This is a genomic window from Streptomyces sp. NPDC088746 (genome assembly GCF_044751065.1).
Lineage (GTDB): Bacteria > Actinomycetota > Actinomycetes > Streptomycetales > Streptomycetaceae > Streptomyces.
On sequence record NZ_JBIVLA010000001.1, the window covers coordinates 231908 to 251000 of the forward strand.

At 71.7% G+C, this 19093-nt stretch carries 12 protein-coding genes; 6 read left to right on the forward strand and 6 right to left on the reverse strand.

Going from position 1 to position 19093, the window contains the following annotated elements; translation table 11 throughout:
* Positions 1-31: 31 nt before the first annotated feature.
* The 3 genes from coaE to ACIP63_RS01130 form a co-directional block, all read right to left on the reverse strand.
* Positions 32-634 carry a dephospho-CoA kinase gene (gene coaE, locus ACIP63_RS01120; protein ID WP_401510257.1) on the reverse strand — a complete coding sequence of 201 codons (603 nt, stop codon included), beginning with the start codon at positions 632-634 and terminating at the stop codon, positions 32-34.
* A 42-nt stretch (positions 635-676) separates the two neighbouring features.
* Positions 677-1615 (reverse strand): PAC2 family protein, encoded by a 939-nt coding sequence (locus ACIP63_RS01125; protein ID WP_401510259.1) that lies wholly within the window; start codon positions 1613-1615, stop codon positions 677-679.
* An 81-nt stretch (positions 1616-1696) separates the two neighbouring features.
* Positions 1697-3220: a flavin monoamine oxidase family protein gene (locus tag ACIP63_RS01130; protein WP_401512221.1), complete on the reverse strand. Its 1524-nt coding sequence runs from the start codon at positions 3218-3220 to the stop codon at positions 1697-1699.
* 342 nt (positions 3221-3562) lie between these two features.
* On the opposite strand from ACIP63_RS01130, the gene ACIP63_RS01135 reads away from it, so the two are divergent.
* Positions 3563-4525: a right-handed parallel beta-helix repeat-containing protein gene (locus tag ACIP63_RS01135; protein WP_401510261.1), complete on the forward strand. Its 963-nt coding sequence runs from the start codon at positions 3563-3565 to the stop codon at positions 4523-4525.
* 124 nt (positions 4526-4649) lie between these two features.
* Here ACIP63_RS01135 and rpsA read toward each other — a convergent pair whose 3' ends face one another.
* Positions 4650-6164: a 30S ribosomal protein S1 gene (gene rpsA, locus ACIP63_RS01140; protein WP_104789902.1), complete on the reverse strand. Its 1515-nt coding sequence runs from the start codon at positions 6162-6164 to the stop codon at positions 4650-4652.
* 401 nt (positions 6165-6565) lie between these two features.
* Between rpsA and ACIP63_RS01145 the strand changes: the two genes are divergently transcribed.
* Both ACIP63_RS01145 and hrpB read left to right on the forward strand, forming a co-directional pair.
* Complete coding sequence (locus tag ACIP63_RS01145) at positions 6566-7393, forward strand: class I SAM-dependent methyltransferase (RefSeq protein WP_401510263.1); 828 nt, start codon at positions 6566-6568, stop codon at positions 7391-7393.
* A 45-nt stretch (positions 7394-7438) separates the two neighbouring features.
* The gene (gene hrpB / locus ACIP63_RS01150; protein WP_401510265.1) at positions 7439-9940 is read left to right on the forward strand and encodes an ATP-dependent helicase HrpB; all 2502 of its coding nucleotides are present in this window, start codon (positions 7439-7441) and stop codon (positions 9938-9940) included.
* Between the two features lie 53 nt (positions 9941-9993).
* Here hrpB and ACIP63_RS01155 read toward each other — a convergent pair whose 3' ends face one another.
* Positions 9994-11679 carry a lytic transglycosylase domain-containing protein gene (locus ACIP63_RS01155; RefSeq protein WP_401510267.1) on the reverse strand — a complete coding sequence of 562 codons (1686 nt, stop codon included), beginning with the start codon at positions 11677-11679 and terminating at the stop codon, positions 9994-9996.
* Between the two features lie 185 nt (positions 11680-11864).
* Between ACIP63_RS01155 and ACIP63_RS01160 the strand changes: the two genes are divergently transcribed.
* Positions 11865-12758 carry a DUF4184 family protein gene (locus ACIP63_RS01160; RefSeq protein ID WP_401510269.1) on the forward strand — a complete coding sequence of 298 codons (894 nt, stop codon included), beginning with the start codon at positions 11865-11867 and terminating at the stop codon, positions 12756-12758.
* Between the two features lie 21 nt (positions 12759-12779).
* Here ACIP63_RS01160 and polA read toward each other — a convergent pair whose 3' ends face one another.
* Positions 12780-15491 (reverse strand): DNA polymerase I, encoded by a 2712-nt coding sequence (gene polA / locus ACIP63_RS01165; protein ID WP_401510272.1) that lies wholly within the window; start codon positions 15489-15491, stop codon positions 12780-12782.
* Positions 15492-15743: 252 nt separating this feature from the next.
* Here polA and ACIP63_RS01170 point away from each other — a divergent pair, with 252 nt between their 5' ends.
* Both ACIP63_RS01170 and ACIP63_RS01175 read left to right on the forward strand, forming a co-directional pair.
* On the forward strand, positions 15744-18014 hold the full coding sequence (locus ACIP63_RS01170; protein ID WP_401510274.1) for an FdhF/YdeP family oxidoreductase: 2271 nt from the start codon (positions 15744-15746) through the stop codon (positions 18012-18014).
* Between the two features lie 83 nt (positions 18015-18097).
* A complete protein-coding gene (locus ACIP63_RS01175) occupies positions 18098-18568 on the forward strand; it encodes a PaaI family thioesterase (protein ID WP_401510275.1) in 471 nt (156 codons plus the stop codon).
* Positions 18569-19093 lie beyond the last annotated feature (525 nt).

Below are 19093 nucleotides of genomic sequence, written 5' to 3' on the forward strand. Positions count from 1 at the left end.
GCGGGGTGCGCGTATTCCGCCGTACGCCGGGTCAGCCGGCGGCGGCCCGTGCGGTGAGCTCCGACCAGACCCCGCGGACCTGGGGTTCCAGATCGTCCAGGGGGCCGTCGTTGTCGACGACGATGTCGGCGACGGCCAGCCGCTCCTCGCGCGTGGCCTGCGCCGCCATGCGGGCGCGGGCGTCGGACTCCGTCATCCCGCGCAGCCGTACGAGCCGGTCGAGCTGGGTGCCGGGCGCGGCGTCGACGACCACGACGAGGTCGTAGACCGGGGCGAGGCCGTTCTCCGTGAGCAGCGGGACGTCGTGGACGACGACCGCGCCGGGCCCGGCGGCCCGTTCCAGCTCGGCGGAGCGGGCCCCGACGAGGGGGTGGACGATGGCGTTGAGCGTGGCCAGGCGTGCGGGGTCGGCGAAGACGATCGACCCGAGCGCCGGCCGGTGCAGGGCTCCGTCGGCGCCGAGGATTCCGGGACCGAAGGCCTCGACGACGGCCGTGAGCCCGGGAGTCCCGGGCTCGACGACCTCGCGGGCGATCCGGTCGGCGTCGATCAGTACGGCTCCGTAGCGTGCGAGCAGCCGTGACACTTCACTCTTGCCGGCGCCGATCCCGCCGGTCAGGCCCACTTTCAGCATGTGCCGACCCTAGCCTCCGGCCGGGGAGCGGCCGGAGGCCCCTCAGGAATCGCCCTCACGTTCCGCGAGGAAGCGTTCGAATTCGCGGCCGATCTCGTCCGCCGACGGGAGGTCGGCCGGCTCCGCGACGAGGTTGCCCCGGGTCTCGGAACCCGCGATCGCGTCGTACTGGTGCTCCAGCCCTTCGACGAGCGTGACGAGCTCCTCGTCACCCTGGCCGACCTGCCGGTCGATCTCCGTCTGGGTGCGGTGCGCCTCCGTGCGCAGCGTGTGCGCGACGCTCGGCAGGACCAGCCCGGTCGCCGCGGTGACCGCTTCCAGGGCGGTGAGCGCGGCGTCCGGGTAGGCGGACCGGGCGACGTAGTGCGGCACATGGGCCGCTACGCCGAGGACGTCGTGCCCGGCCTCCATCAGCCGGTACTCCACGAGCGCCTCGGCGGAGCCGGGTACCTGCGCCTCGTCGAAGGGGCTGCGGTGTCCGGGCATCAGGTCGGTGCGGTTGCCGTGCGGGGTGAGGCCGACGGGGCGGGTGTGCGGAACGCCCATGGGGATGCCGTGGAAGCTGACGGCGAGGCGCACGCCGAGCCGCTCCACGATCTGCTCCACGGCGGCGGCGAACCTCTCCCACTCGACGTCGGGCTCCGGCCCGGAGAGCAGCAGGAACGGGGCGCCCGTGGCGTCCTGGACGACCTTCACGTCCAGGGTGGGTGCCTCGAACGCCGTGTACCGGTCACGCCTGAAGGTCAGCAGCGGGCGGCGTGCCCGGTAGTCGACGAGCCGGTCGTGGTCGAAGCGGGCCACGGTCTGGTGGGGCAGCGTCTCGAGCAGGCCGTCGACGATCTGCTCGCCGGTCTCGCCCGCGTCGATGTAGCCGTCGAAGTGGTAGAGCATGACCAGGCCGGCCGACTCCTGGGCGAGCGCCATGTCGACGACGGCCAGGCCCTTGGGCTCCCATTCGTACAAACTCTGCGGATCAGGCACGGTTACCGCTCCTCCTCGTGTTCCTCGACAAGAACACCCCGCCCGGCCACGGCATTCCCGTCCGCGCCCCCGTCCTCACCGTTACGCGAGGACCCGGCTGTGCAGCGCCGTGACCGCCTTCCGTGCCGAGGTGAACGCCCCGTGCTGCCAGGCGTCGGTGTGGCTGAGGTAGTCACCGGCGAAGTACACGTGCCCGGCGGGGCTGTTGAGCGGCGCGAAGGCGGGAGCGTCGGGCCCGCCGGACAGGGAGTGCCAGGAGGCTTCGAGGTACGGGGTCTGGCGCCAGTGGTGGGAGAACGACGTGGCGAGTTCCGTGCGGTACTTGTCGCCGTGGATCTTCACGCCCTGGGCGACCGCCCGCGCTTCCCTCTCGCGCGGAGCGAGGGCGGCGTAGGCGTCGGCGTTCGCACCGGTGTTGTAGTAGCCGATGATGGTGCCGCGTTCGCCGAGGTGCCCGTAGGACGGGTACCAGATGTGGGAGAGGTCCATGTCCGTCTCGGTGATGCCCCCGAAGATCCGGTGGTCGCTCTCCCACCAGCGGCTCCTGTACTCCAGCCCGATCTTGCCGGCCGAGGACGGCTTGCAGGACTCCAGGGCGCTCTGGACCGCCGGGCCGAGGTTGTGGGACGTCTTGGCCAGGATGTTGGGCGGGAGCGCGGCGATGCAGTAGTCCGCCTCGATGCGGCGAGTGCGGCCCGCCTGGGTGTAGGTGACGGAGACGCCGTGCGCCGTGTCCGTGATGCCGGTGACGGCCGCTCCGGTCCGGACACGCCGCTCGCCCACCGCCCGGGTGAGCGCCGCGGGTATCCGGTCCATGCCGCCCACCGGCTGGAACATCAGCATCGCCTGGTCGTACTCGAATTCGAAGGAGAAGTAGCGCCCGACGCCGCTGGCGAAGACCTCGGACGCGGTGGGGACGGGTCCGAGTTCCTCACCCGGGGTCCCGGCGGCGGCCGGGTCGACGCGGTAGCCGCGCCGGGAGCTGCCGGTGTAGTCGAGCGTGTCGCCGATGTCGCCGAAGTCCTTGAGGAACTCCAGGAGCCGTTCCTGGTCGTCGGCGGTGATCTGCCGGTCGAGGGCGCCCTTGTCTCCGGCCTTGGCGAGGAGTTCGGCGACGTAGCCGTACATGTCGGCCTTGGCGGTGCGGTAGCGCACCGGCCCCTTCATGCCGGCCTTCTCGTTGAAGAGGTAGGCGTTGGCGTTCTCGTTGGTGAACACCTCGACGGGGACGCCGAGTTCCCGGCAGTAGTCGAGGGTGACCATCCACTGCGGGATGCGGCCGGGCCCGGCGTTCATGTACTGGCCGTCGCTGAAGCGGGCGGTCTGCCTGTTGCCGTGGGTGTCGGTCGTCGTGTCGCCGCCCCGGACGGTGAAGTTGCGCCCGCCGGTGCGTCCGCGGGCCTCCAGGACCGTACAGTCGTAGCCGGCTTTGCCCAGCTCGTACGCGGCGGCGAGGCCGGCGATGCCCCCGCCGACGACCACGACCTTGGCGGCGGCCTTCCCCTTCAGCGAGAAGTCGCCCGGGCTCGGTGCCCGGAAGGCGGGTTCGCGGCCCGCCGCGGCCGCGGTGGGCGCGAGTCCGAGAGCGCCCATCGTGGCGAACATGGCACCGGCGCCGCCGGTGAGGCCCACGTTGCGCAGAAAGCTTCGGCGGCTGGCGCCTGCCGCCACGGGAGAGTCCTGCGAGACGCGTGAGGTGCTCGACGTGTGTGTCATTCCCTGGCTCCCCTGGTGATCCGGACGTTGCGCGGATCCTGGCAAGCGCTTGTTACGGCCCGTCAGCTACTCGTGTATCTCACACGTTTCTTCCGCCCCTCAGTATCGGGGGGCATTGGTCCAGACCTTGACATGTCCACACTCCGCCCATACGGTCACGGGCAGTTTCAGCGACCCGCCCGATATTCACGTACGAGAACGCCTGAACCTCCTCGACGGGAAGGCACCCCCATGCGCACCCGCACACCGTTCCCCGCACTGCTGACCGCCGCACACGCCGCGGCCACGCTGCCCCTCGTCGCGGCCGGCCCCGCACGGGCGGCGACGGTCATCGAGGTGAGCACCGCGGCGCAGCTCAAGGCGGCGCTGGCCGCCGCGGCCCCGGGTGACACGATCCGGCTCGCCGACGGCACCTACACAAGGAACTTCAAGGCGACCGTCCCGGCCACCTCCGCGGCGCGGATCACCCTCACCGGATCCCCGGCGGCGGTCCTGACGGCCGGCGGCGGCTACGGGCTGCACCTGAACGGAGCGTCGTACTGGACGGTGTACGGCGTCACCGTCACCGGCGGCCAGAAGGGCATCGTCACCGATGCGGCGAACGGCGTCGTCATCGACTCGGTGACCGTGCACGGCCTCGACATGGAGGGCGTCCACTTCCGCACGTCCAGCCGTGACGGCGTCCTGAAGAACTCCCGGATCCACGACACGGGCCAGAACGGCCGGGGCATGGGCGAGGGCGTGTACGTGGGCTCGGCGGGCGACCTCACCGACCGGAGCGACAACGCGCGGATCATCGGCAACACGATCGGTCCGGGTGTCGGCGGCGAGAACATAGACATCAAGGAAGGCACCACCGGTGCGGAGATCATCGGGAACACCTTCGACGGCAGCGGCCTGACCGGCGCCAACTACGACGACTCGTGGGTCGACGTGAAGGGCAACGACGTGCTGGTCGAGAACAACAAGGGCGTCCGCACCACGAACAACGGCTACGAGACGCACACCCAGCAGAGCGGCTGGGGCTGCGGCACCGTCTTCCGCGGCAACGCCTCGGACCTGACCGGCGCCACCGGCGGCGGGCAGCTCGCCGTCAACGTGACCAATGCGAGCACGAGCTGCCCCACCACCGTGTACGCCTCCAACACGGTCACCGGCGGCAAGGGGCTGACGAACATCGCCGTCACGCCCTGACGCCCGCGGCCGCACACGAGCGAGAACCGCGTCCGGACATGAGTGAGGCCCGCCCCCCGGAGGGGACGGGCCTCACCTACAGCTCTACAGCTACTGCGGCCGATGAGCGGCTGGGGTCAGAGCGTCAGCTCTGGCCGCCGGCCAGCTTCTCGCGCAGGGCGGCCAGGGCCTCGTCCGACGCCAGGGCGCCGGAGTTGTCCGCGGACTCCGAGGAGTACGAGCCGCCGCCACCGCTGCCGCCGGAGGCAGCCGGGGCAGCGCCGGCCGGGGCGGCAGCGCCCTCGGCAGCGGCAGCCTCGTCGGCCTCGCGGGACTTGATGACCTGGGCCTGGTGCTGCTCGAAGCGCTGCTGCGCCTCGGCGTACTGCGTCTCCCAGACCTCGCGCTGCGCCTCGAAGCCCTCGAGCCAGTCGTTGGTCTCGGGGTCGAAGCCCTCGGGGTAGATGTAGTTGCCCTGGTCGTCGTACGACGCGGCCATGCCGTACAGCGTCGGGTCGAACTCGACCGAGGCCGGGTCTCCGCCGAACGCCTCGTTGGCCTGCTTCAGCGAGAGGCTGATGCGACGGCGCTCGAGGTCGATGTCGATGACCTTGACGAAGATCTCGTCGTTGACCTGGACGACCTGCTCCGGGATCTCCACGTGGCGCTCGGCCAGCTCGGAGATGTGGACCAGGCCCTCGATGCCCTCGTCGACGCGCACGAACGCACCGAACGGAACGAGCTTGGTGACCTTACCGGGAACGACCTGCCCGATCTGGTGCGTACGGGCGAACTGCTGCCACGGGTCTTCCTGCGTCGCCTTGAGCGACAGCGACACGCGCTCGCGGTCCATGTCGACGTCGAGAACCTCGACGGTGACTTCCTGGCCGACCTCGACAACCTCGGAGGGGTGGTCGATGTGCTTCCAGGAGAGCTCGGAGACGTGCACGAGACCGTCGACGCCACCCAGGTCCACGAAGGCACCGAAGTTGACGATCGAGGAGACGACGCCGGAGCGGACCTGACCCTTCTGCAGGGTCGTGAGGAACGTCTGGCGGACCTCGGACTGCGTCTGCTCGAGCCAGGCACGGCGGGACAGGACCACGTTGTTGCGGTTCTTGTCCAGCTCGATGATCTTGGCCTCGAGCTCCTTGCCCACGTAGGGCTGGAGGTCGCGGACACGACGCATCTCGACGAGCGACGCCGGGAGGAAGCCACGGAGGCCGATGTCGAGGATGAGACCACCCTTGACGACCTCGATGACGGTACCGGTGACGATGCCGTCTTCTTCCTTGATCTTCTCGATGGTGCCCCAGGCACGCTCGTACTGAGCGCGCTTCTTCGAGAGGATCAGGCGGCCTTCCTTGTCCTCCTTCTGGAGAACCAGGGCCTCGATCTCGTCGCCGACCTTGACGACCTCGTTCGGGTCGACGTCGTGCTTGATCGAGAGCTCGCGGCTCGGGATGACGCCTTCGGTCTTGTAACCGATGTCGAGGAGAACCTCGTCCCGGTCAACCTTGACGATGACACCGTCAACGATGTCGCCGTCGTTGAAGTACTTGATCGTCTCGTCGATCGCCGCGAGGAACGCGTCCGCGTCGCCGATGTCGTTGACCGCAACCTGCGGAGTGGTGGCGGTGGTCTCGGTGCTGCTCGTCATGTGGGAAAGGGCTCCGGTACGGACAGTGAGTCGTAGGTACTGCTACGCCGAGAGCCCGTATCGCCTCTGCAGAAGACCGGACAGCCTGGAAAGCGCCGATCCGTTAACCGGAAGGCGCCTCGACAACCGAGGGGACATGCAACAGACGCGAGCGCGGCCTGCTAGGTCTGAAGCGCGCAGGCTCGCAGCGCAACTTGTAGCATACGGGGGCAGCCGGACAGGGTCAATGCGCGAAGGCGCACACCCGGGGCACAACACCCCAATCCCGGCACAACTCACGTTCACCGAGGCCACATCGGTCGCAGCGGCGTGTCGTGCGCGCAACCAGGCGCACTCACCCCCTGCGGCCCGTGGAGGCACCCGCGCGAGGCGGGTGAAGGCAAACTACAACGACGGGCACGATGAGCCAAGAGATCTACGAGTCCGAACCCGAGGCGACCCGGCGGGAAGCCGGCGAGGCGGAGAGCAGCCGGGCGAGCCGCGGCTGGTGGGACCGGAACGCCGACGAGTACCAGAGCGACCACGGAGCGTTCCTCGGGGACGACCGCTTCGTCTGGGGCCCGGAGGGGCTGGACGAGGCGGAGGCGGCCCTGCTGGGCCCGGCGGAGGACCTGAAGGGCCTGGACGTCCTGGAGATCGGGGCGGGCGCCGCCCAGTGCTCGCGCTGGCTCGCCGCGCGCGGCGCCCGCCCGGTGGCCCTGGACCTCTCCCACCGCCAGCTCCAGCACGCCCTGCGGATCGGCGACGGCGTCCCCCTCGTGGAGGCCGACGCCGGACGGCTCCCCTTCCGCGACGGCTCCTTCGGCCTGGCCTGTTCCGCCTACGGCGCGGTGCCCTTCGTCGCCGACCCCGTGCAGGTGTTCCGCGAGGTGCACCGGGTGCTGCGGCCCGGGGGCCGCTGGGTCTTCTCCGTGACGCACCCGATCCGCTGGGCGTTCCCGGACGAGCCGGGTCCCGAGGGCCTCTCCGTCTCCGCCTCGTACTTCGACCGCGTGCCGTACGTGGAACAGGACGGGAGCGGCGACGCGGTGTACGTGGAGCATCACAGGACGCTGGGCGACCGGGTGCGGGACGTGGTGGCGGGCGGTTTCCGCCTGATCGATCTCGTGGAGCCGGAGTGGCCGGCCTGGAACGACCAGGAGTGGGGCGGCTGGTCCCCGCTGCGCGGCAACCTGATCCCCGGCACCGCGATCTTCGTCTGCGAGCGGGACGACCGGGCCTCCGCCTGAGGGACCACCGGCCCGCCTGAACGCCGGGCGTACGAGACTGGGGGCGTGATCCGTACCGACGCCCTGGACCAGTTGCCCGTACGCACCGCTGTGCCCGCCCTGGAGCGCGCGCTCGACGAGCGGGGTGCCGCGGTGCTGTGCGCGCCGCCCGGTACCGGCAAGACGACCCTCGTGCCCCTGGTCCTCGCCGGGCTGACCGGCGGCGGTCCGGCGCGCCGGGTGCTCGTCGCAGAGCCCCGCAGGATCGCCGCCCGGGCCGCGGCGCGGCGGATGGCGTGGCTGCTCGGGGAGCGGCCCGGGGAACGGGTCGGTTTCACGGTGCGCGGGGAGCGGGTGGTGGGGCGCGGCACGGTGGTGGAGGTCGTGACCACCGGGGTGCTGCTCCAGCGGCTGCAGCGCGACCAGGAGCTGGCCGGCGTCGACGTGGTGATCATCGACGAGTGCCACGAGCGCCACCTGGACGCGGACACGGCCGCGGCGTTCCTCCTCGACGTACGGGGGACGATCCGGCCCGATCTGCGGCTGGTGGCGGCGTCGGCGACGACGGACGCGGCGGGCTGGGCGCGGCTGCTGGGCGACGCGCCGGTGGTCGAGGCGCAGGGGGTGTCCCATCCGGTCGAGGTGGTGTGGGCGCCGCCGGCCGGACCGGTGCGCCCGCCGCACGGCATGAGGGTGGACCCGGCGCTGCTGACGCACGTGGCCGCCGTGGTGCGCCGGGCGCTCGCCGAGCGCGACGGTGACGTCCTGTGCTTCCTGCCCGGTGTCGGAGAGATCGGGCGGGTGGCCGGTCAGCTCGCGGGCGTCGGCGCCGAGGTGCTCCAGGTCCACGGTCGCGCCCCGGCGGCCGTGCAGGACGCGGTGCTGGCGGGGCCGTCGGGCGGGCGCCGGGTGGTGCTGGCGACGTCCGTGGCGGAGTCGTCCCTGACGGTGCCCGGGGTGCGGGTCGTCGTGGATTCAGGCCTCTCCAGGGAGCCGCGTACCGACCACGCGCGGGGGCTGGGCGCCCTGACGACCGTACGGGCGTCGCGTGCGGCGGGACGCCAGCGTGCGGGCCGTGCGGGGCGTGAGGCTCCGGGCGCGGTGTACCGCTGCTGGGAGGAGGCCGAGGACGGGCGCCTGGCCGCGTTCCCCTCCCCCGAGATCAAGGTGGCCGACCTCGCGGCGTTCGCGCTGCAGGCGGCCTGCTGGGGCGATCCGGACGCCTCGGGGCTCGCGCTGCTGGACCCGCCGCCCGCCGGTGCCATGGGCGCGGCCCGGGAGGTGCTGACGGCGGTCGGCGCCGTGGACGCAGAGGGGCGCGCGACGGACCGGGGCGTACGGATGTCCCGGCTCGGCCTGCACCCCCGGCTGGCCCGTGCCCTCCTGGACGGCGCGGACGAGGTCGGCGGGCGCCGCGCCGCGGAGGTGGTGGCTTTGATCGGCGAGGAGCCGCCTCGGGAGTACGGCGACGACCTGGCGCACGCGCTGCGCACGGCACGGCGCGGCGGGGACGGTTACGCGGCGCGCTGGCGGCAGGAGGTGCGGCGGCTCTCGCAGTCCCTCGGCTCCCCGGCGGACGCCGGTACCGGCCCGGACGACGCGGCCGTGGGGCTGGTGGCGGCACTGGCCTTCCCTGAGCGGGTGGCGCGGGCCCGGGGCGAGGGGGCGTTCCTGATGGTGTCGGGCACGGGGGCGGAGCTGCGGGACGGCTCACGGCTGCGCAGCGCGCCGTGGCTCGCGGTCGCGGTCGCGGACCGGCCCGCCCACGCCGCGTCCGCCCGGGTGCGGCTGGCGGCCGTCGTCGACGAGGACACCGCACGGCTGGCCGCGGGGCACCTGCGGTTCTCCGGCGAGGAGGTCCGGTGGGCGGACGGCGACGTGGTGGCCCGCTCCGTCGAACGCCTGGGGGCCGTCGAGCTGTCGGTACGCGCGCTGCGCAGGCCGGCCCCGGAGCTGGTGCGCGGGGCGCTGCTGGAGGGGCTGCGCCGGGAGGGCCCGGGGCTGCTGCGGTGGAACCGGGACAGCGAGCAGCTGCGGCTGCGGCTCGCCTTCCTGCACCGGGTGCTGGGGGCGCCGTGGCCCGACGTGTCGGACGCCGCGCTGCTGGCCCGCGCCGGGGAGTGGCTGGAGCCCGAGCTGTCCCGCGCCGGCCGCCGCGCGGACCTGGCGCGGATCGACGCCGGGCAGGCGGTGCGGCGGCTGCTGCCGTGGGCGACGGGCGAGGCGGCCCGGCTCGACGAGCTCGCCCCGGAGCGGATCGAGGTGCCGAGCGGGTCCCGGATCCGGGTGGAGTACGGCGGGGAGCAGCCCGTGCTCGCGGTGAAGCTCCAGGAGCTCTTCGGGATGGGCGAGACACCCCGGGTGGCGGGGGTCCCCGTCCTGGTCCATCTGCTGTCCCCCGCCGGGCGGCCGGCGGCGGTCACGGCGGACCTGGCGTCGTTCTGGCGGGAGGGCTACCGGGGCGTACGGGCGGAACTGCGCGGCCGTTACCCGAAGCACCCGTGGCCGGAGGACCCGACGACGGTGGAGGCCACGCGCTTCACGTCGGCGCGGCTGCGCCGGGACTAGCGACGGCACGAGAGGCTTCCGGCCGGAGCCGGAAGCCTCTCGTGCCGTGCGGGTCAGGCCGCGGGGGCCTCGACCTTCAGCTCGACGGTCAGCGTGGCGCCGCTCGCGGTGGTGAGCCGCAGCCTGTAGGTGCCCGCCGTGTCGTCGGCGTAGATCTCCGGGAGTTCGAGGAGTCCGTCGGCACCGGTCTTCAGGGTCAGGATGCGGACGGGGGTGCCGAGCGCGTCCTTGAAGTACGGACCCTTGTCGTTCGCGGTGGGCGTCTCCGCGTCGGTGATCATCGTGGCGGTGACGGCGGTGTCCGCCACGCCGGTGCCCTTGTACGCCGCCTTGACCTCGAGCCGGTCGGCGAACTCGGTGCCGGGGGCGGCCGTCAGGACCTTGTCGTCGGTACGGACGAGGGTGTCCGCGACCCGGGCCGTGACGCTCGCGAGGAGGCTGACGGTGCGCGGCGTCGTGCCGCCCGCGACGGCGGTCACCCTGAAGGGGCCCGTCGCCTCACCGGCCGTGAGGACGGGTGCGGTGACGGTGCCGTCGGCCCCGGTGGTCAGGGTCACGGTGCGCTTCCCGCCGGTGAAGCGGGTGTCCGTGTCGCCGACGACGCTGAAGGTGACGGACGTCCTGGCGAGCGGCGCGCCCAGCTTGTTCCTCGCCCGGACCTTGACGCGCTCGGAGAACGCGTCGCCTGCCGTGGCGGTGAGGGTGCCGGTGCCCGCGTTCTCGAGGCTCCCGAAGGTCACGCCGGGCGCCGGGGTGGTGGGCGGCGTGGTCGGCGGAGTCGTCGGACCGGTGGACGGGGGCTTCGTGGCCGGGGGCTTCGTGGCCGGCGGCGTGGTGGCGGGCGGCGTGGTGGCGGGCGGCGTGCTCGGCGACGAGGTGGCCGGCGGAGTGGGCGTGGGTGACGGGGAGGACGTGCCGGTCTCCGTGTCCTTCGGGAGGACGCCCGTGCCGTCCGGGACCTCGTGGGTGCCGCGGTTGTAGTAGTCGAACCAGGAGCGCACCGTGCGCAGGTACTCGGTGGAGTGGTTGTAGCTCAGCACCGCCCGGTCGAGGTCCGTGGCGAGCGACAGGTCGCGGGTGCCGGCGCAGAGGTAGCGGCCGGCGGCCAGCGCCGCGTCGTGGATGTTGTTGGGGTCCTTGCGCCCGTCGCCGTTCCCGTCCTGGCCCCAGGTCGCCCAGGTCGACGGGATGAACTGCATCGGTCCGACCGCGCGGTCGTGGGTCGAGTCCCCGTCGTACGCCCCGCCGTCGGTGTCCTTGATCAGCGCGAAGCCCTGGCCGTTGAGCGCCGGGCCGAGGATCGGGGAGAAGGTGGTGCCGTCGGCGTCGACCTTCCCGCCGCGGGCCTGGCCCGACTCGACCTTGCCGATCGCGGCGAGGAGCTGCCACGGCAGGCGGCACGCGGCGTCGGTGCTCGCGAGGTCCTGCTCGGCCTTCTTGTAGGCGGCCAGGACGGTGGCCGGTATGCCCGCTTCGGCACTGCCGGTCACCGGCAGATTCACGGAACTACCGGGCTTGTTGGGCGTATCGAGCGGCGGGAGGTCGGTGTGGTAGGGCGAGTTGCCCGTGGCCGCGCTGTCGCCGGACGGTGTCGCACCGGCCGCGGTCCGGTCGTCCGCGGCGCTGTCGGGGTGCGGTGCCGCGGGAGCCTGAGAGGCGGAAAGGGCTGCTACGGCGGCGGCGGCCACCGCGGTGGTGGTGGCCCCCCTGCGCAGCCTGCGGCCGAATTGCGCTGCCATACGTGTCGGTTCCTCCCCGTCGACGGCTGTCCGCGCTCCCCGCGCGAGAACTCAGGCGACCCTACGACAACTCCCGCCGCCCGAACACTGGTCCCCGCCCTGTTCTTACCGGTTTCTCAGCTTCAGGGCCGTCAAGTCACCGGGGTGCCCCTGCGGGTGACACGGGCTCACGCATACTTGCCGCCATGCCGTTCACGCTCAGCCACGCCGCAGCCGTGCTCCCGGGAATCCGCAGGTCCGGCACGGGCCGTGGGCCCCTCGTCGCCTCCGCGCTCGTCGCCGGGTCGTTCGCTCCCGACCTCACCTACTACGCGGACACGGTCGTGCCGGGGGCGATGGAGTTCGGCGAGGTGACACACGCCGTGTGGGGAGTGTTCACCGTGGATGTCCTCGTCACCGGCGCCCTGGTGGCGCTCTGGCTGCTGCTGCGCGAACCGCTCGTCGCGCTGCTGCCCGTGGCGGCGCGGGGGCGCGTGCACACCTTCGCGCGGGGGCGCCGCCGTGAACCGGGCCGCCCGGTCCTCACCGAGGCGGTGTGGTTCGTCGTGTCCGCCGTCATCGGCTCGGGGGCCCACGTCGTGTGGGACGCCTTCACGCATCACGACCGCTGGGGCACGGAGCTGGTCCCCGTCCTGGGCCGGAGCGTCGGCGGCCACCCGGTGTTCCAGATCGTCCAGTACGGCAGTTCGGCGGTGGCCCTGGTGCTCCTGGCGTGGTTCACACACACGGGCCTGCGGCGCACCGGTCCGGTCCCGGCCCCGGCGTCCGTGCCGGTGCTGAGCCGGGCCGAACGCGGGTGGGCCGGTGCGCTCCTGGCGCTGTGCGTCCTGCTGGGCACCGTCCACCGGTGTGCCCGCTGGTACGCCTCCTTCGGGCACGTCGACACGCCCCTCGACATCATCCCGACCGCGTGCTTCGGCGCCGGGGCGGGCCTGGCCGCCGGCCTGGTGCTGTACGGGGCGTGGGTGCGGCTGCTGCGGAAACCGGACGGACCCCGCCCCGCGAACGGACCCCGCCCCGCGGACGTGCCCCGTGCGGACACCGCACGGGGCCGCCCGGCCGGCCGGGAGGCCGGCTGAGCACGGCTCCCGGCAGGGACGTCAGTGCGCCGCCGTCTCCCAGTCCTTGCCGACGCCGACCGAGACGTCCAGCGGCGCACGGAGCTCGACCGCCGTGGACATCTCCCGGCGGAGGATCTCCTCGACCTGCTCCCGCTCGCCCTTCGCGATCTCCAGGACGATTTCGTCGTGGACCTGGAGCAACATCCGTGACGTCAGCTCCGCCTCCCTCAGCGCCCGGTCCACGTGCAGCATCGCGACCTTCACGATGTCGGCGGCCGTCCCCTGGATCGGAGCGTTGAGCGCCATCCGCTCGGCGGCCTCGCGCCGCTGCCGGTTGTCGCTGTTCAGGTCCGGGAGGTAGCGGCGGCGGCCGAGGATCGTCTCCGTGTACCCGGTGGACCTGGCCTCCTCCACGACCCGGTGCAGATAGTCACGCACCCCGCCGAACCGCAGGAAGTAGGTGTCCATCAGCCCGCGCGCCTCGCCGGCCTCGATGTTCAGCTGCTGGGAGAGGCCGAAGGCGGAGAGCCCGTAGGCCAGCCCGTACGACATCGCCTTGATCTTGCGGCGCATCTCCGCGTCGACGGCCGACTTCTCGACGCCGAACACCTGCGAGGCGACCGTCGTGTGCAGGTCCTCCCCGGAGGTGAACGCCTCGATCAGACCGGCGTCCTCCGAGAGGTGGGCCATCACCCGCAGCTCGATCTGGCTGTAGTCGGCCGTCATCAGCGTCTCGAAGCCCTCGCCGACCACGAAGCCCCGGCGGATCGCCCGCCCCTCGTCCGTACGCACGGGGATGTTCTGCAGGTTCGGGTCGGTGGACGAGAGCCGGCCCGTCGCCGCGACGGTCTGGTTGAACGTGGTGTGGATACGGCCGTCCCCACCGATCGTCTTGATCAGGCCCTCGACCGTGACCCGCAGCTTCGCCTGCTCCCGGTGGCGCAGCATGATGACCGGCAGCTCGTGCTCGGTCTGCGCGGCCAGCCAGGCCAGGGCGTCCGCGTCGGTCGTGTACCCCGTCTTCGTCTTCTTTGTCTTCGGCAGGGCCAGCTCGCCGAAGAGCACTTCCTGGAGCTGCTTGGGCGAGCCGAGGTTGAACTCACGGCCCACCGCGGCGTGAGCCTCCTTCACCGCCTGCTGCACCGCACCGGCGAACTGCTGCTCCATACCCTCCAGATGCGCCCGGTCGGCGGCGATGCCGTGCCGCTCCAGACGGGCCAGCATGATCGATGTCGGCAGCTCCATGTCGTGCAGCAGCCCGGTGGCGCCGACCTCCTTCAGACGCGTCGTGAACGCGTCCCCCAGGTCCAGCACCGCGCGCGCCTGCGCCATCAGGGCGTCGGCCTCCGCACGGTCGTCCGCGCCGAAGGCCAGCTGCCCGTCGGACGCGGGGGCCGGGGCCAGCTCACGGCCGAGGTACTCCACGGCCAGGGCGTCCAGGGCGAACGAACGGCGGCCGGGCTTGACGAGATAGGCGGCGAGCGCGGTGTCCATGGTGATGCCCTCCAGCCGCCAGCCCTGCTCGGGGAAGACCCGCAGGGCGTTCTTGGCGTTGTGCAGGACCTTGGGCCGCTCCGGGTCCGCGAGCCAGGCGGCGAGGGCCTGCTCGTCGGCCTCGTCGAGCTCGGCCGGGTCCAGCCAGGCGGCGGCCCCGTCGGCGGCGGCGAGCGCGATCTCCGTGACCGTGCCCGACCCCAGCGACCAGGTGTCGACCGTCATCACACCGAGCGGCTGCCCGCCGTGCGCCTCCAGCCACGGAGCGACCTCGCCCGACCCCAGCACCGCACCGTCCAGCTCGATACCCGCCAGCGGCTCCGGCGGACCGGCCTCCTCCGCACCCGGGTCGACGGCGAGCAGCCGCTCACGCAGGCTCGGGTTACGGATCTCCAGGATGTCCAGCACACCCGTGACCGCCGTGCGGTCGTACGGAGCGCGCTCGAGCTCGGCCGGGGCCTTCGGCAGCTCCACGTCACGGACCATCTCGGTCAGCACACGGTTCATCTTCACCGCGTCCAGGTGGTCCCGGAAATTCTGGCCGGCCTTGCCCTTGACCTCGTCGGCCCGCTCGATCAGCTCCGCGAACGAACCGAACTGGTTGATCCACTTCGCCGCCGTCTTCTCACCCACACCAGGGATACCCGGAAGGTTGTCCGAGGGGTCACCCCGCAGCGCCGCGAAGTCCGGATACTGCGACGGCGTGAGCCCGTACTTCTCCTGGACCTTCTCCGGGGTGAAGCGCGTCAGCTCCGAGACGCCCTTCGTCGGGTAGAGCACCGTCACGTTCTCCGTGATCAGCTGGAACGAGTCCCGGTCGCCCGTGACGATCAGCACCTCGAAGCCCGCCGCCTCGGCCTGCGTGGCCAGCGTCGCGATGACGTCGTCGGCCTCGAAACCGTCCACCGCGAACCGGTCCGCGCGCATCGCGTCCAGGAGCTCGCCGATCAGCTCGACCTGCCCCTTGAACTCGTCAGGGGTCTTCGAACGGTTCGCCTTGTACTCGGGGAACTCCTGCGCACGCCACGTCTTGCGGGACACGTCGAACGCCACCGCGAAATGAGTGGGCGCCTCATCACGCAACGTGTTCGCCAGCATCGACATGAAGCCGTACACGGCATTCGTCGGCTGCCCCGTCGCCGTCGTGAAATTCTCCGCGGGCAGGGCGAAGAACGCCCTGTACGCCAGGGAGTGCCCGTCCATCAGGAGCAGGCGCGGTCGGTTGTCTGCCGTCTTCTTCGATGCCGTCTCAGCCACGCCCCCGATCCTGCCACGGACCACTGACAATCCGGACCGGCCGCCGCCCCCGCCCGGGACACCGCTGCCACACCCTCCGGAGCACCTCCACGCCCTCACGCTTCCCGCGGAGGGACCCGGCACGCGTGCATGACAGGATCGAAGGACTGTCAAGGCGTAAGAAGAAGAGACAGGACGCCACGGGCCCGGCCGGACGCGACACACGCGCCCGCACCGCACCCGTAGGCGGCCGAAGGCTCGAAGGGGAGCACCATGGCCACGAAGCCCCCGACCGGTGACCCGGTCCAGGACGCCCCGCGGATCGACGCGGTCCAGCACGCCGCCGCCGGACTGCCCGCCGTCGCCCACACCCTGCGCGTCGCCCAGCAGCAGATGGGCGTCCGGCGCACCGCGCAGACCCTCCTCAAGGTCAACCAGAAGGACGGCTTCGACTGCCCCGGCTGCGCCTGGCCCGAGGGCGACAAGCGCCACACCGCCGAATTCTGCGAGAACGGCGCCAAGGCCGTCGCCGAGGAAGCGACCCTGCGCCGCGTCACCCCCGACTTCTTCGCCGCCCACCCCGTCGCCGACCTCGGCACGCGCAGCGGCTACTGGCTCGGCCAGCAGGGACGCATCACGCACCCCGTGTATCTGCCCGAGGGCGCCGACCGGTACGAAGCCGTGACCTGGGAACGCGCCTTCGAGATCATCGCCGAGGAGCTGACCGCGCTCTCCTCCCCCGACGAGGCGCTCTTCTACACCTCCGGGCGCACCAGCAACGAGGCGGCCTTCCTCCTCCAGCTCTTCGCCCGCGAGTTCGGCACCAACAACCTGCCCGACTGCTCCAACATGTGCCACGAGTCGTCCGGCTCAGCCCTCACCGAGACCATCGGGATCGGCAAGGGGAGCGTCAGCCTGGAGGACCTCCACCAAGCCGACCTGATCATCGTCGCCGGACAGAACCCCGGCACCAACCACCCCCGGATGCTCTCCGCCCTCGAACAGGCCAAGAACGCCGGGGCGAAGATCATCTCCGTGAACCCGCTGCCCGAAGCCGGCCTCGAACGGTTCAAGAACCCCCAGACCGCCCACGGCATGCTCAAGGGCGCCGCCCTCACCGACCTCTTCCTCCAGATCCGCATCGGCGGCGACCAGGCACTCTTCCGCCTCCTCAACAAAATGATCATCGAGGCCGAGGGTGCCGTCGACACCGCCTTCATCGCCGAACACACCCACGGCTACGAGGAATTCGCCCAGGCAGCCCGCGCGGCCGACTGGGACGACACCCTCACCGCCACCGGCCTCGACCGCGACGCCATCGAACAGGCACTCGCCATGATCCTCGCGTCGGAACGCACCATCGTCTGCTGGGCCATGGGCCTCACCCAGCACAAGCACTCCGTGCCGACCATCCGCGAAGTCGTCAACCTCCTCCTCCTGCGCGGCAACATCGGCAGGCCGGGCGCCGGCGTCTGCCCCGTACGCGGCCACTCCAACGTCCAGGGCGACCGCACCATGGGCATCTTCGAACGGCCCTCCACCGCCTTCCTCGACGCCCTCGACCAGGAATTCGGCATCACCTCGCCCCGGCACCACGGCTACGACGTCGTACGGTCCATCGAGGCACTCCGCGACGGCGACGCCAAGGTCTTCTTCGCCATGGGCGGCAACTTCGTCGGCGCCACCCCCGACACCGCCGTCACCGAGGCCGCCATGCGACGCGCACGGCTCACCGTCCACGTCTCGACCAAACTCAACCGCTCGCACGCCGTCACCGGCACCCGCGCCCTGATCCTGCCCACCCTCGGCCGCACCGACAAGGACGTCCAGGCCGACGGGAAGCAGTTCGTCACCGTCGAGGACTCCATGGGCCTGGTCCACTCCTCACGCGGCAACCTCACCCCGGCGAGCCCCCACCTGCTCTCCGAACCCGCGATCGTCGCCCGCCTCGCCCGCGCCGTCCTCGGCCCCGCCTCCACCACACCCTGGGAGGACTTCGAGAAGGACTACGGCACGATCCGCGACCGCATCGCCCGCGTCGTCCCCGGCTTCGAGGACTTCAACGCACGCGTCGCACGGCCCGGCGGCTTCGCCCTGCCCCACGCCCCGCGCGACGAACGCCGCTTCCCCACCGCCACCGGCAAGGCCAACTTCACCGCCGCCCCCGTCGAGTACCCGGAGCTCCCCGAAGGCAGGCTCCTGCTCCAGACCCTGCGCTCCCACGACCAGTACAACACCACGATCTACGGCCTCGACGACCGCTACCGCGGCATCAAGGGCGGCCGCCGCATCGTCATGGTCAACCCCGACGACGCCCAGGCCCTCGGCCTCGCCGACGGCGCCTACACCGACCTCGTCAGCGAATGGAAGGACGGCGTCGAACGCCGCGCCCCCGGCTTCCGCGTCGTCCACTACCCCACCGCCCGCGGCTGCGCCGCCGCGTACTACCCGGAGACCAACGTGCTCGTCCCCCTCGACGCCACCGCGGACACCAGCAACACACCGGCCAGCAAATCGGTCGTCGTCCGGTTCGAAACGGCCTGAGCGCCCCTAAGCGCACGCTCAGCCGTCTGATAAGAACAGTGCACACAGCAACGAACGACCGCACACGATCGGAGCCGGACCCCATGGGCGAGCACACCGCACCCACGTTCCCCCAGGAGATCATCGACGAGTACGCGGCACTCGGCGTCGACCTCCCCGCACTCTTCTCCGCCGGCCACCTCGGCGAGCGCATGGGCGTCACGATCGTCGAGGCCTCTGCCGACCGCGTCGTGGGCACCATGCCCGTCGAGGGCAACACCCAGCCCTACGGACTCCTCCACGGCGGCGCCTCGGCCGTCCTCGCCGAGACCCTCGGCTCCATCGGCTCCATGCTCCACGGCGGTGCCTCCAAGCTCGCCGTCGGCGTCGACCTGAACTGCACCCACCACCGCGGCGTCCGCAACGGCCTCGTCACGGGCGTCGCCACCCCCGTCCACCGCGGCCGCTCCACCGCCACGTACGAGATCGTCATCACCGACGAGCACGACAAGCGGGTCTGCACCGCCCGCCTCACCTGCCTGCTCCGCGACGCACCCGGCACCACCGCCGGCTGACCCCCGCCCCTCAACACCCCCCTGCCCGGCCGGAAAGCGCACCGCTATCCGGACCGGGCAGACCCATATCCGAAGCATGCGCGGGAAGTTGGCGGACACGGAGGGTCAACGCCCTTGACCGCCACTTCCGTTCCATGAGCCACTTCAACAGCACCGCCACCCCCACGACGCATCACACATATCCCACACATGTAACACTGCGTAACATGTGTGCAATACACGAAAAACGTCGCCCGCCCCACCCCCGCGCTCCCCACCGGCATCCCCCATGCCCCTTGCGCCCCGATTCGCGCGACAGCACCAAGATCACCCCAAGCCCCTTAGCAGAGCTGCGGGTTCTCACCATGCGGTCACTTCACCGCCCGGGCAAAAGCCGTACACCTCCACACTGCGGCCAACAAGCCTTCCCCACGGCATAACAAGACAGTCACATCATCACCGGACCCATCCCGCGCCCCCTCACCTGCCCATAGAGTCACGGCCAGTCACCGCGCCGCCGGGCGCGTCTGCTGCACGGCCCTGTAT